The organism is Stenotrophomonas chelatiphaga (assembly GCF_032054965.1).
GTDB classification, from domain to species: domain Bacteria; phylum Pseudomonadota; class Gammaproteobacteria; order Xanthomonadales; family Xanthomonadaceae; genus Stenotrophomonas; species Stenotrophomonas chelatiphaga.
Window position 1 is genome coordinate 326,573 of sequence record NZ_DAMBRS010000002.1, and the last position, 12,628, is coordinate 339,200.

The following is a 12,628-nucleotide window of genomic DNA, read 5'->3' on the forward strand; positions in this document are numbered from 1 at the left end:
GAAAGTCAGGCCGCAAAGCTATCGGCCACCCTGAAACTTGAAGGTGAATCGGGCGGCGGACAGGTCGGTCGCCGTGGTGACCGGCACCGGTGTTGCGTCCACCAACGTCAACATCCCATCAGCCACAGGGACCGGGACCCCCAGCGTGAGGTCAAGTTCCTTGGACCAGCCGCCACCGAGCACCGTCGCCCTGACGACCAGCCGGCCGGCCTGAATGCATTGAACGTCGGCCGGGCAACGGCTGTCTTCGATAACCCGGTCCGGGCGCACCTTTGGCCCGTCGACTGCCGCCATCTCTCCCAGACGCACAGGGCCTTCAATGGGAGCGCGTGCGACCGAACCTGCTGCGGCGCACCCTACCAGGGATATGGCCATCAGCGCTGCAAGTGCTTCCAATTTCGTCCGAACGGTCGCCGCGACTTTTGGTTGATCGGTTTGCATGGCTTGGACTGCCCCTAGATGGCCAAGTTTGCCATGCCTCTGCGAAGCATGCCTTCGGTGTGCACTCGAGCGCCATTGAGCGTAAGTGCGTTGAGCATGAGCGCATTTATAGGGCAGGCGACTGCAGCCTGGCCTCTGGCTATGCGAGTGCCATCATTGCATCACGACGTTTCGGTCGCTTCTTCCGAGTCTTCTTCACGTGCGGGCACGGCAACCGTTCGATAGGCTTGTATGGCCGCATTTATCTTGTTTTGCTCATCATGTATGTCTGCCAATACTTCATCAAACGTTGGCGGTGACGCTATGAACATTCCTGCTGCCAGCATTGCCTGGTAATCGTCCCTAAGAGCAGCCAAGATTTCGCCTTCAGGCACCAACTTGAATTCGCCCTGCTCGCACAGGTCGTAGTTGGCATAGCCGCTGTTGAAGAACGTCCGTTTGACTTTGAGAACTTCATCCAACAAAAGTATGTTGGCGCGAGCGTCCAGTCCGATTTGGTGCTTACCTAGCAACGACAAGTCATACCAGTGACGTGATTCACGTTCCGGGCTGGCCTTTTGCGTTGTTCGTCGGCATGCCACGTGGATCAAAGTGGCTTTCTCCCAGTAGGTCCTTGCGGGAGAAAGCGTATTGACTTGGGCCACAGGGAACGCCAGCGCCGGCACATGTGCTGCCACGTCCGCGTAGATCGCTTGGACATCGCTGGGATCTGTGGCATTTCGTCCCCCGAACTCCAACAGCACACGCTCTTTCAGATAGCCGTCGGGAGACATGATGGTCGGATACCGAACCCAGACCTTTTCCGCATTGTCGGGATCCCCCTCCACATGGGCGCCAAGCGGTTCCAAGGCCATTTTCAGGCCCGGAATCACAACTTCTTGAAGGTGCTTGGTCAGAGCCGCTTTCAGCGTCAGGTCCAACTTTGCGCGTTCGTTGTTGGAGAGCTTGCGTTTGCCAACTTGCTGGGCCAGATCTTCGTCAAGATGCTGAAAATCGATGGTGACGTCGATGTCTTCCGAAAATCGCTGGATGACGTTGTAGACCTTGGACAGCGAGGTTCCACCTTTGAATGCCATCGGCTTGTCCCGGGCGGCGGGCATGGCAAAGAGCACCTCGAGCACCTTGACCACCCATATGTCCTTTTCCAAAACCGTTTCTGACCTGCCCAGCTTGTCAGTCAGACCCGCGATTAGCTCAAGCTGTTTTTCGGGCGGTAGGTCAAAGTAACTGCGGGGGGCGTCAGACATGGGCGCGGTTCTCGTAACGGGTCAGAGCGTTCGACATCCAAGATGGCATCTTGGCCTTGTTGGCGGACAACATGCGGAACGCCTTCGGCGGCATTTGACCGGCCAACTGGGCGAAGGTTCTTTCACTGACCTCGGACTTGCCCAGATACCACAGCGCAGACATGGCAGGGCCGGCCTCGGTGCCGGCCAGAGCAAGTTTCCGCGGTGAGACATGCTTGAGGGTCAGGCGGAGCCTGCCCAACTGCAGGTGGCGCGACGAGCCCGAGGTGAGATACACCGGCTGCGTCGGCATCTGCGTGGAAAAGCCAAAGCGGCGAGCAGCCTCAGCGCCTTGGATCTCAATGGTCGCGTTCTCAGTTTTCGCAATGGCGCGCGCCACCTGTTCTGCCGTTGGCTTGGCGTTGAAGCCAAATTCGGTTGGGCGCGGGCGCACATAGACTCCACGGCCAACGCGCTCAATTTCACCTTCCTTGGTTAGGCGCATGAGCGTCTGGTCAACGGCCGCGCGCGAACCCAGCCCCACAAATAGGCCAGGGGTGAAGGGTTCATTGAGGGGCAGCGAGGCTATCTTCTGGCGGACGGACTTTGAAGCAGTCATGGCAGCAAGACTCATTCAGATTGATAGATATTTTGGCCAAACATCTAACAAAAAGCAAGGTGACGGTCTCCCTGGCTGCCGAGATGCAGACCTTTGCGATCTAAGGTGTTGATTTATAATGGATACTTGGAATTGATTGACTGGCTAGAACACTTGCTTCGGGCTAGGCGGTGTTGACGGCGGAGCTCGGGCCAGGGCCGATCTTCAGTCACGAGAACAACCCCGCCACTTAGCCCCATTTCCACGTCGCTTTTTTCCGTTCCCTTTACCTCGGCTTCCCGCTGGCGGTGGGCCGTCAGGTCGCTAGCCGAGAGCTGTGCCAAACGACTTGTGATGCGTTGAGCCTGATCGTTGTGGGTAGAGAGGTGGAGAATCGCGAGCTATCGCTTAGCCCGTGAGAAGGTGGCGTCCTTTTCAGCAGTGGACCGCCAAACCGTCGTCGGGCCTTCTTTGAAGAAGATTGGTAGCAGGATTTCGAGCCTTACTGTTTGCAGAATATTAACTATCAACTCGACCCGGCGAGCCTCTCTAATTTATTAATTTTTGATGAACGAAATTTTTTTTGTTAGTCTAATGTGATAAGGACAACCGCTCGCTTACGCAGGGAAGCGGCTCGGCTTTTAACAGCGGAATGGAATCAGGGGAAGCATATGTGGTCCGATATCGAAACGAAGAGGGACTACCTCAACTATCTGGAACTGGCGGAGGTTGTCTCTGAGGTTCTGCTCAATCCGAACATGCGCCCCGTTTCCGTGGGGGTGTTTGGAACTTGGGGGACTGGCAAATCTAGCCTTCTGAACCTGATTGAAGAGAAGTTGAAGGCTGATGCGGAAGACAATGTCATCATCATCCGCTTCGATGCTTGGCTATATCAAGGCTACGACGATGCGCGGGCAGCTTTGATGGATGTCATTGCTCGCCGTCTTTACGAGGCCGCGAAGCAAGACGCAGGTCTCATCGGCATCGCAACGAGCTTTCTGAAGCGCGTGAATACGATGCGCACCCTGGCGTTGGGGGTTGAAGTTGTCGCCGCCTTGCATGGAGTGCCGTTGTTGGGGGCAGGCTCCAAAGCAGTAGCGGGTATCGGTAAATTGATAGCTGGCACCCCAGATGCTGAAGGCACTCAGGATGTGGCGGACGGGGCCAAGGCGGTTGGCGGGCTGCTCGATCCGAAAAAGGTGGAGAGCCCCCCCGAGCATATTGATGCGTTTCGAGACGAGTTCCAGAAGTTGCTTGCGGGTCTGAAGAAAACACTGGTGGTCTTTGTGGACAACTTGGACCGCTGTCTGCCGGAACAGACCATCCATACCCTTGAGGCACTTCGCTTGTTCCTTTTCATGGAGCAATCTGCGTTTGTGGTGGCAGCGGACGAAGACATGGTCCGTCACTCGGTGAGCCAGCATTTTGACGGTGCCAACGAACGTCATGTCACGGACTATCTGGATAAGCTGATTCAGATCCCGGTTCGTGTGCCCAGGCTTGGCGTCACAGAGATACGCGCCTATCTTTTCATGCTCTTTGCGGAAGCCAGCAAGGTCGATGCGAAGAAAGTTGACGATCTTCGAAGCGCCCTTGAGGAGAATCTGCGTTCCAGTTGGAAAGAGCCACCCATGGCCGTCGCGGACGCTGTAAAGCTGGTGGGGGACGATGACGTCATTAGGGTGAGCTTTGACATTGCGGAACGTATGTCGGGTCTATTGGCGAACTCAACGTTCGTTGAAGGCAACCCGCGGATAGTCAAAAGACTTCTCAACGTTGTTCGCTTGCGCGCGCGCATAGCGCAGCGGCGCGGGATGCCTGTCGATGAAGCGATGGTCGCAAAGTTCGCCCTTTTCGAGCGTTGCGTCGACCCGATAGCAGTCAAGAAGCTTTACGCGCTCATCAATGAGGCGGCTCAAGGAAAGCCTGACTTGATTGCTAAGCTGGAGAAGCTCGCTGATGATCCGAAAAAATTCGAGGGCGCTTGTCCGGATGAGTGGAAGAAGAATGCCGCCTTCCTGTATGACTGGATTGGCCTTAAGCCGACGTTGAGTGGGATGGACTTGCGGCCGCTCGTGTATCTGAGCAAAGAAACGGCTGTTCTTCGGTCCGTCTCGGGTGATATGTCGCAGGCATCTGCAGATGCAGTGGTTCGGCTTTTGAACGTAAGGACGATTGCTTCGCCTGCGGCTGGGATAGCGATTGCCGGCATTGTTCCAGGTGAGCATGTCGCAGTCATGAGAGAGCTTCTCGCCTCTTTGCGTGGGCACGCGGACTGGACTAGCCGTCCGGAGGCTATGAATGGGTCGGTTCTGTTGGCTGACTCAGATGTCGACGCAGGTCGGCAGTTGGGTGCGTTCTTGGCGGGCCTTCCCGGCAAAAGGTCGCCGTGGCTGAAGGCCCTTTTGGATGGTAGAGCTTGGGCTAAAGGAGTAGCGTAAATGGGGACTTCAACATCGAGCAAGGGCGCGAACAACCGTAGCCCCCTTGTTCCGCCGTGGGCAGATGTGGATGGTGCAGGGCCCGGGCCCAAGCCAGAAGAGAATCGCTTCCGATCCTTCCGCACTCATCTTGGAAAGTTCGTTTCAAGCGGCGACGGCCAGCAGCTCAGTAGGGCACTTGGCAGTTACGCCCGTTCTTCCACGGGCGGCTCCGCTGTGGGGCCAAGGCGGTTCGGCTCAATCGCACAGGCTGGCGCGGGCCTGTTTGGAGCGCTGAATCAGCTTCGAACGAACTCTCCAAGTGCACCAGTGAACCTTGCCGCTATGGCAGGAAGGCCAACGCGCGAGGTCATCGACGCGTTGGTGGACGCGTTGGTGCCGGAGAATGGGGATGCTGACCGGATCCGGAGTGCGCTCAACGAAGCTCTATCGCTCTGTCTGGATGGCGTGGTGGCCTTCGACTTCGCCAGTATCACGGATGAGATCTTGGTCAACCTGATGGTTACATATACGGCTCTGTCGATCTTCCAGGCGGTCGTGCTGGACTCTGATAGAGCGTTTACGAAGGGCGCAACCGCAGACGCTGTGGAGCGAGCTGAAAAGGAGCTGATGCAGTTGGTAGAGGTGGTCACTGACAAGCATATGAAGCCATTGCTTGCTGGAAAGATAGCGGCGCTGACCACGGACGATATGCAGGCGGTGCAACTCGCAGCTATCAAGGAAGTTTGGAAGGAATGGGAGGATTACCAGCAATGACTGTCGTCTACGTTCACCCTGATCTGGCTCAGCTTCCGCACCCCCAGCCTAACGTCATTCCAGTCCATCTTTATGGAAGTGTTCCGAACAAGGAAGGGATGGCTGCAATCGGCCTAGGTCTCTACAATCGGCTGACTCGTCTCAAGGCAGCCATTGATCCAGTTGCATTCGATTTCCTGTCGCTATCGATGGCAGTCACGGCGGCTGATACGTTCGTCAATCGCGATGACGCTGCTGATGGTTGGGCGCGTGACATACGACTGACTGTGGCACTCGCTGATCCTGCTCGGTGGACGCCCGTGGTCCCAGCTCTCACTAAGGCACTCAACTTCCTTAGTGGGGACGTTTGGGCAATCAACATTGTTGCGGGTGGAGAGAGGCCGCCGGTCTTTAAAGTTAGGAGTAGGTTGATTATCGACCCGGCACCCTGCGATTGCGCCTGCCTTTTCTCTGGAGGGCTGGACAGCGCTATTGGAGTGCTGGACCTCGCAAAGCAGGGTCGCAATCCCATTTTGGTGAGTCATGCCTACACGCACGACGCCCTGCGGCAAAGGGAAATCTTGCCAAAGCTGGGACCTAAACTTGTCAGATTTGGTGCTCAAGCGAGCCCAAGCGGACGCTTGGATGCCAGTCACGACGTGCAGATGCGGACCCGTAGCTTCAACTTCCTAGCGATGGGGGTGCTGATGGCATCCTCATTGGCAGTTCCTGCAGGAAATCGTAGGACTCTGTTCGTTCCCGAGAATGGATTGATCGCATTGAACCCACCTTTGACTCCAAGGCGGATTGGCGCACTTAGCACCAGAACAACACATCCCTATTACTTGCATCTGATGCAGGGGGTTCTGGACCGTGTTGGGCTGCTCGTCGATATTGACAATCCATACGCTTCGAAGAGCAAGGGGGAGATGATGAAGGCGTGCCTAGATCAGGTGCGCCTAAGCGCCATTGTCGACAGGACTGTGTCCTGCGGGAAATGGAAGCGCAAAAGAACTCAGTGCGGCCGATGTGTCCCGTGCCTAATCCGTCGTGCTGCTTATCATGGTTCCGGCATGAAGGACAACACGGACTATCAGCCTGAGGGTCAGGATCTCCAATACTTTCTTGACCATGGCAATGACTCCGATGATCTGATGGCAATGCTGCTTGCCGTCAGGCGTCTTCCTAAGACTGACGTGGCGAAATGGGTGTCACAAACTGGCCCGATGCCCCTCGCTGCGGCCGATCGCGATTCTCGCGTCGACGCTGTGCGGCGTGGCATGATTGAGGTAGAGAACTATCTCAGGTCACAAGTCCATTTTTGATGTCGGTCCCGTCTGTAGACATGCATTGCCATCTCGATCTCTACCCCGACCCTGGGGTAGAGATCGACCGGGCAGGGGCGAGTGGTGCCTATGTTTTATCGGTCACTACGACGCCTTCCGCTTGGCTGCAAACGCGAGCATTGGCAAGCCGTTATCCGCGCATCAAGACTGCGTTGGGACTTCATCCTCAGTTGGCGAGGGACCGCATTGGGGAGCTCGGGCTGTTTGACCGCCTTTTGCCGGAAGCTCGATATGTTGGTGAGGTTGGCTTGGATGGTGGCGCGGACTGTCGGGATTTCTGGGATCGGCAGGTCGAGGTGTTTCACCATGTCCTCAGCTCGTGTGCTGATCAAGGTGGAAGAATATTGACTCTTCACAGCCGTAACGCTGCGACGGAGGTCATGGATGGCTTGGAAAGGCACAAAGGTTTTGGTGTCGCGATACTCCATTGGTTTTCCGGGAGCAAGAAAGAACTGGCTAGGGCAATAGAAATGGACTGTTGGTTCTCCGTCGGAAGCGCAATGGTCAGCGGAGCGAAGGGCCGTGAGCTTGTGAAGTTGATGCCGCCAGAACGTGTCCTTACGGAGACAGACGGTCCCTTTGCAAAATCGCGCGGTCGGGCGTTGATGCCGGCGCAGTGCGCCGAGGTCGTTCAACACCTTTCCCAGGCTTGGGGCACGTCTGCTGAAGCTGCTGCGCAGCAGATTTTGAAGAACCTGCGAGAGCTCGTTTCGCTGTAAAGGTGCAGTTATTTTGGCTCGGGCGTTGCTTCGCTGGTATTCAATGGTCCTGTGTTGAGCGTCGTTGCATGTGCTTGCTCAGTGCGTCCAAGAGTTCACTGTCATCCAGTGAGTGTGCGCCTGCTAGGAACACCAGGTCCGCCACGCGGTGCCGTCGTTTCAACTCTTCCCGTCTTACGGTTTCCTGCGCTTTCGCTGCACTTCGTTGGTTGGCTAAGAGCTCTTTCGCTTGCAGTTGGGCCAGTCGTTCCGTAGCTCGGGTGATGCGGTCGTGGTAATGGCTTGTAGTGGTCATGTCTTCCTCCTCTCGTCCTGGCATTGAGTCAATCAGGAAAAAGCGCCTCGTCAAGCTTTTGGATATCTAAAAATTTGCAGGTCGCATACGCATTGCGACTCTGGAAAACAGAGCATTGAAGAAAGAAGCAAGAGCGCACTTAGGCAATGTCTTCGACATTGCGTGCGCAAAGGGCTTCGCCCCTTGGACCCCAAGCGCGCGCGCTTGCGAAAGCAGAAAGCCGAGGCATAAAGAGTGGGAATCCCAAACGGAGCCTGTATGGCCATTTACCACTCCCGTGTCAAAACCTTCAGCCGCGCACGCGGCGACTCATCGGTCGCAGCCGCCGCGTATCGCGCTGGCTTGCTGCTGGTCGACCACCTCACCGGCCGCCGCCACGACTACCGTCATCGTGGAGGCGTGGTGGAAACCATCTGCTTGGCCCCTGACGGCTCGCCCGACTGGGCTTTCGTGCCCAGCGAGCTCTGGCCAGCGGCCGAGGTCGCTGAGAATCGTAAGAACTCCACCGTGGCCCGGGAGTTCGAGCTGGCATTGCCACACGAGCTTGACGAGTCACAGCGGTCTGAGTTGACCGCTGCGATCGCAGAGGCCCTCGTGGGCCGCTATGGATTCGCGCTGCAGGCCAGTATCCATTCGCCTGGCACACGGGACGGGTTGAACCACCACGCCCACATCCTGGCCACAACCCGGCGCATGACACCCGAAGGCCTCGGAGAGAAAACGCGGGAGTTTGACGGTGGGTCAAGCGGGCGCGGAGAGATTGAGTGGGTGAGGGCGACCGTGGCCGAGCTCACCAATGCGCATCTGGCCATGGCAGCCATAGACGCTCGCATTGATCACCGGCGTCTGGAGGTGCAAGCAGAAGATGCGATGCTTAGGGGCGACCTGGTCGAGGCCATCGCGCTGACGCGGCCCCCCACTCAGCACGTGGGAAAGAATGCCAGTGCTCTCGAGCGCAGGGGTGTGAACACAGACCGCGCGGCGGCCAATGAGCAGATTGCTGAAGACAGCGAAGCCCAGTTTGAGGCCACCATCAAACAGGCAAGGCGGGAAGGGCGTGCGGTTGCCACGCCGTCCGGCCACAGCGCGGAGCAAGCCAGCTCAGAGCGTCGCCGCTCCACTGCCTCCTACCGCGTGGGGACGGGCCTACAGATTGAGGGCGTCTCCGGTGTTCGGGCGAGCGCGTTGGGGCTGGGGGCACGTCCCTCGCTGGACGGCGAGCCGCCTGTGGCGTCTGTGGGGGAGCTGGTCGATGAAGCTGTCTTGGAGCTGCGCGATGTGCTCGCCTTGAGCCCTGTCCTTCGTCTCCCCAAGACTGAGCGAGTAGTCAACCACTGGGTGTCCGGGCTCTCGTCGCTGGTGGATGGGCCGGAGATCAGAGGCCACCTGCGTGCGGTGATTGACCGCCTGCAGCAGCTGCGCCGAGGCTTGACTGCTTTCGCAAAGCGCGTGGCAGCGGTGACCCGGGCGGAGCGTTTGTTCCACATGGCCGAGCAGGCATGGGAGCAGTTCAATGCCGATTGTCCGCGCCCTGCCGGGGATTGGTCGGCACATGACTGGGAGGCGCGCCGGGGCCGTCGGCTGGCGACATTGGACAAACGAACGACGGAGCTCAAGCAGGTCAGGGCGGGCGCAACGGAGGAAGTCAGGGCGCGATGTGAGGCGGAGGTGCTGCGGCGGACAGATGCTCTGGAGCATCGCTGTTCGGAACTGTTGGTTGACTGGTCCATGGAAGACGGCTTGCTGCCATCCGGTGAAGGGGCCTCGCAGCCAGTTGCTGAGGGAGTCGCTCCAGGCCGGCGGCCCCGTTTGGGCCGCTGAGAAACGCAAGAAGCCCCGCAGATGCGGGGCTATCCTTGACCAGAGAGCGGACCGGCTAAGTCAGTGGAAGGTAGGACCCTTGCGTTGACCTGCTTCTGGTGGCGTAGGCTTCTTGTTCATTCGGCTGGCACGCCATAGCTCCACAGAGCTTGGCATGACGGGCAGCGCGCTGCGATCGACGATAGATCGCCCGACCGCGATACTAGGACGATCAGCTAGGCTAGGCCGGAGGGCGGGAGCGGCAGGGCCGCTTGCCCCGTCATCGACGGATGGCTCTACATCCCGCGAGAGCTGCAAGAGTGCGCCGGCGACATCCCAGGCGTGCTGAACGTCCTCCATGCGCTCCGTCAGCTCTCGCGTAGGCCCTTGCCACAGCAGGTGGCCGAGAAGCTTGGACGCGATTCGAAGTTGAGGGGATGGCATAACGCTCCTTGGCGTGGTGAAAGAGATCTCCATCCAAGCAGGTATTGGTGCTTCGGCAAGTCGCACATCCGTGAGCTCATTCACAAAAATGAACATCACTGGATAGGTGTGCCTTAAGTTCCCTTCTTCTTCTTGGGCCGCGGAGGGATTGCTGCCCCTATTTGACCTATTGGTGCGTCAAAGAAGCTTCTTCTTAGAAACTGCTCAAGGACATGGAGAAGGACCGCAAGGTCCTCATCGTTCGGACTCCAACCACGGTGGGCGGCAGCGTTACCAGCGTTTACGGCCACCTGCATGTGTTCGGCCTCTATCTTTCCTAAACGCCCATCATCTACGAGCTTTTCTATCTTTCTGTTGAGATCTAAGCTCTCGTCGACCCCGAGCAAGAACGTCGCCCTGTCAAAGGCGATTCGCATCCCAATAGCTGTGAGGACATTCAGATTGGCGGCCTTGGCAACATACATTTCATGGACAACTTGCGAGAGCACGCTGTCCTTTCGATGCAGATCCCAAGTCCAGTCGGGCTTTTCAGACTTGGGCTCTGGCGGCGGATAGACGGACACCGTCTTCGGGTAGAACATCTCATCCTGACCGGATTCCGGATCAAACTTTACGTCCCAGTCTTCTGAGTGCCAGCTCTCAATCTTGTAGAAAACTGTCTCGCATCCACGACATCGGAGAAGTTGATGGCTTGCGCCTCCCCACATTGGATGCTCCGGATGCGTATGGTCTTCGCTCTCTTCTGACAGGTCATGCAAAAGATCACAAGATCGCTCTCCACCGCATCGTGGACAGGGAGTTCGGACGATGCGCTGGTCACTCACGTTGCAATCTCCGGCCCGGTCTTGACTGGACGGGCAGCGGCTCGACGTCGACGCCTTGGCGGAGGTAGCGCGCTTCGAAGCTTCTTGGCCTCCGCCTTCAACCTTGTTCCGCGTTCTTGATCGAGATTTCCTATATTTTCGAGCTGACCTACTAGTCCACGTTTGGCCTTGATGGTTGCCTGGCCGCTCTCAACCTCAGCCCGAGCCTCATGCATCTCCTTGTGCTTCTTGTTAGGGGCTCGACTGATGCCATGCCGAAATGCCCGGCCCGTGACGACCTTGGCGCGGGTCTTCCGAAATAGTTTTGCCTTCTCAACTTTCGAGCTAAAGCCGAACCTTCTCAGCAAACGATCCAGCCACTGGATATCGCCGTGCCCGATTGTGTTTCCAGTGATGGCGACATCGTCCACATAAAGCGTAAATGTGCCCCCCTGATTGGCCACACGCTGGGCGATTAGGTCAAACATGTCGCGACAGGCCCAAAAAGAGACGAGCACACTGGCCGGGGATCCAGTTGCCAACTTCCCTTGGTAGCAGACTAAGTCAGCCATCGCATCCGCAACATCTCCTGGGCATTGGAAGACATTCCTGAAAAGCCTGAAGACACGTTGACGTGTGATGCTGGGATAGAAATCGGAAACATCAACCGTTACGGTTGCCCCCGCCGCTAGCATGTGCTGCTCGGAGTTGGAGAGGTGAGATCGCTTGGGGATTCCTGAGTGAAGATAGTCTGGCACGCGGACTTGTTTGAGCAGCACGTTAAGCCGCTTCTGAAGCGGTTTGACGACCCCATTCGGGGCTTGAATCAGGCGCATCTTCCCCGTCCTTGGGTGAGCTTGGTCGAACTCGCTGAAGTTATCCGGACGTTTGCACAGGGCGCGAAGGGCACTCGGAGAGCCCTTCCATTCGAGAAATCTCGCGAGTGCCTTTAGCGTCGGCAGCCGATACAGCGCCGAAGAACTAATGTCATAGCGATTCGCGCTTTTTCGGGGAAGCGTCATGGTCGGTGTCCAGGGTCCATTCCAGAACTTTCATCAGCCTCTTGGCGTTCCTTTGTCGGCGCTCCGAGGGGCCCTCGATTGCTTCGGCGAAGCTTAGGAACGTTGAAGGTGGCACATCGAATACTTCTGCAAACTTGTGTAGAAGCTCGACTGACGCGGCTTTCTTACCTGACTCGATCTCAGAAAGGTGAGAGCGTGATATGCCCAAGCGCTCCGCTAGCTCACCTTGTTGCATTCGGTGAACCTCGCGGACCGTCTTTAAAGCCTTGTGGAGCATTTCCTCTCTTCCTGCATGTGTAGATAAAAAGGAGGGTGCTACTGATAGGTCTTAGAGTCCGAATGTCCTGCGCCGCGCTTAGCGATCAAAGTGATCATACAACTTCCACACGATCATCAAGAGACGGAACAACCACGGACCACAAAAAACCCGTTTGAACCATTTCAGCAGCAGCTGGCGCTTGTCATCTTTCCTGTCAACAGGTGAAACCATGTTGGTATCCTCGATGCACCTCCCCGGGATTGGAGAGGCTCCGTTGCTACATCGAGTGTGGGGAAACGCCAGTTACTACCCTCCTCCAATCTATGGCTGCGAGCCGTTGCCGCAGCCACCTGACCCTTCCCGATGGTCCCGACCGTTGCCGGCCGCTGACGCGTCGCTCGGAGTGTTTTGGGCTGTTCGCCCTCGAGTAGTCGCCTACTCACACCATGGCACGGATTGTTGCTCCCCGCGATGACGGAGTCAGACTAACAGGCACTGA

General features: G+C 57.3%; 11 protein-coding genes. 5 read left to right on the forward strand and 6 right to left on the reverse strand.

Annotation, left to right across the window (positions count from 1 at the left end; all coding sequences use genetic code 11):
* Window positions 1-18 precede the first annotated feature (18 nt).
* The 3 genes from RTX79_RS06005 to RTX79_RS06015 form a co-directional block, all read right to left on the reverse strand.
* Complete coding sequence (locus RTX79_RS06005; protein ID WP_428695964.1) at window positions 19-441, reverse strand: hypothetical protein; 423 nt, start codon at window positions 439-441, stop codon at window positions 19-21.
* A gap of 161 nt (window positions 442-602) precedes the next feature.
* Complete coding sequence (locus RTX79_RS06010; RefSeq protein WP_312682654.1) at window positions 603-1,688, reverse strand: nucleotidyl transferase AbiEii/AbiGii toxin family protein; 1,086 nt, start codon at window positions 1,686-1,688, stop codon at window positions 603-605.
* A complete protein-coding gene (locus RTX79_RS06015) occupies window positions 1,681-2,286 on the reverse strand; it encodes a DUF6088 family protein (RefSeq protein WP_312682656.1) in 606 nt (201 codons plus the stop codon). Before RTX79_RS06015 ends, RTX79_RS06010 begins: the two co-directional genes overlap by 8 nt.
* A gap of 650 nt (window positions 2,287-2,936) precedes the next feature.
* Between RTX79_RS06015 and RTX79_RS06020 the strand changes: the two genes are divergently transcribed.
* The 5 genes from RTX79_RS06020 (at window position 2,937) to RTX79_RS06040 (ending at window position 9,622) form a co-directional block, all read left to right on the forward strand.
* Window positions 2,937-4,706, forward strand: coding sequence for a KAP family P-loop NTPase fold protein (locus RTX79_RS06020; RefSeq protein WP_312682659.1), 1,770 nt, complete (start codon window positions 2,937-2,939; stop codon window positions 4,704-4,706).
* Window positions 4,707-5,015: 309 nt separating this feature from the next.
* Complete coding sequence (locus tag RTX79_RS06025; protein ID WP_230812752.1) at window positions 5,016-5,462, forward strand: hypothetical protein; 447 nt, start codon at window positions 5,016-5,018, stop codon at window positions 5,460-5,462.
* Window positions 5,459-6,766, forward strand: coding sequence for a Qat anti-phage system QueC-like protein QatC (gene qatC / locus RTX79_RS06030; RefSeq protein WP_312682661.1), 1,308 nt, complete (start codon window positions 5,459-5,461; stop codon window positions 6,764-6,766). The genes RTX79_RS06025 and qatC overlap by 4 nt, the downstream gene beginning before the upstream one ends.
* Window positions 6,766-7,506, forward strand: a complete 741-nt coding sequence (gene qatD / locus RTX79_RS06035) for a Qat anti-phage system TatD family nuclease QatD (RefSeq protein ID WP_312682663.1) — start codon at window positions 6,766-6,768, stop codon at window positions 7,504-7,506. Before qatC ends, qatD begins: the two co-directional genes overlap by 1 nt.
* 553 nt (window positions 7,507-8,059) lie before the next feature.
* Complete coding sequence (locus RTX79_RS06040) at window positions 8,060-9,622, forward strand: MobA/MobL family protein (RefSeq protein ID WP_312682666.1); 1,563 nt, start codon at window positions 8,060-8,062, stop codon at window positions 9,620-9,622.
* A gap of 536 nt (window positions 9,623-10,158) precedes the next feature.
* Here the strand turns inward: RTX79_RS06040 and RTX79_RS06045 are convergent.
* From RTX79_RS06045 to RTX79_RS18290, 3 genes are all read right to left on the reverse strand, one after another.
* Window positions 10,159-10,752, reverse strand: a complete 594-nt coding sequence (locus RTX79_RS06045; protein ID WP_312682669.1) for a DUF4145 domain-containing protein — start codon at window positions 10,750-10,752, stop codon at window positions 10,159-10,161.
* A 113-nt stretch (window positions 10,753-10,865) separates the two neighbouring features.
* The gene (locus RTX79_RS06050; protein ID WP_312682671.1) at window positions 10,866-11,870 is read right to left on the reverse strand and encodes a reverse transcriptase family protein; all 1,005 of its coding nucleotides are present in this window, start codon (window positions 11,868-11,870) and stop codon (window positions 10,866-10,868) included.
* Window positions 11,836-12,147, reverse strand: coding sequence for a helix-turn-helix domain-containing protein (locus tag RTX79_RS18290; RefSeq protein WP_081004867.1), 312 nt, complete (start codon window positions 12,145-12,147; stop codon window positions 11,836-11,838). Before RTX79_RS18290 ends, RTX79_RS06050 begins: the two co-directional genes overlap by 35 nt.
* Window positions 12,148-12,628: the final 481 nt, after the last annotated feature.

Excerpts from the sequence above, each read along its gene's own strand:
- RTX79_RS06005 (WP_428695964.1), bottom strand. The coding sequence starts at position 441 with ATGCAAACCGATCAACCAAAAGTCGCGGCGACCGTTCGGACGAAATTG.
- RTX79_RS06010 (WP_312682654.1), bottom strand. The coding sequence starts at position 1,688 with ATGTCTGACGCCCCCCGCAGTTACTTTGACCTACCGCCCGAAAAACAG.
- RTX79_RS06015 (WP_312682656.1), bottom strand. The coding sequence starts at position 2,286 with ATGACTGCTTCAAAGTCCGTCCGCCAGAAGATAGCCTCGCTGCCCCTC.
- RTX79_RS06020 (WP_312682659.1), top strand. The coding sequence starts at position 2,937 with ATGTGGTCCGATATCGAAACGAAGAGGGACTACCTCAACTATCTGGAA.
- qatC (WP_312682661.1), top strand. The coding sequence starts at position 5,459 with ATGACTGTCGTCTACGTTCACCCTGATCTGGCTCAGCTTCCGCACCCC.
- qatD (WP_312682663.1), top strand. The coding sequence starts at position 6,766 with ATGTCGGTCCCGTCTGTAGACATGCATTGCCATCTCGATCTCTACCCC.
- RTX79_RS06040 (WP_312682666.1), top strand. The coding sequence starts at position 8,060 with ATGGCCATTTACCACTCCCGTGTCAAAACCTTCAGCCGCGCACGCGGC.
- RTX79_RS06045 (WP_312682669.1), bottom strand. The coding sequence starts at position 10,752 with ATGTGGGGAGGCGCAAGCCATCAACTTCTCCGATGTCGTGGATGCGAG.
- RTX79_RS06050 (WP_312682671.1), bottom strand. The coding sequence starts at position 11,870 with ATGACGCTTCCCCGAAAAAGCGCGAATCGCTATGACATTAGTTCTTCG.
- RTX79_RS18290 (WP_081004867.1), bottom strand. The coding sequence starts at position 12,147 with ATGCTCCACAAGGCTTTAAAGACGGTCCGCGAGGTTCACCGAATGCAA.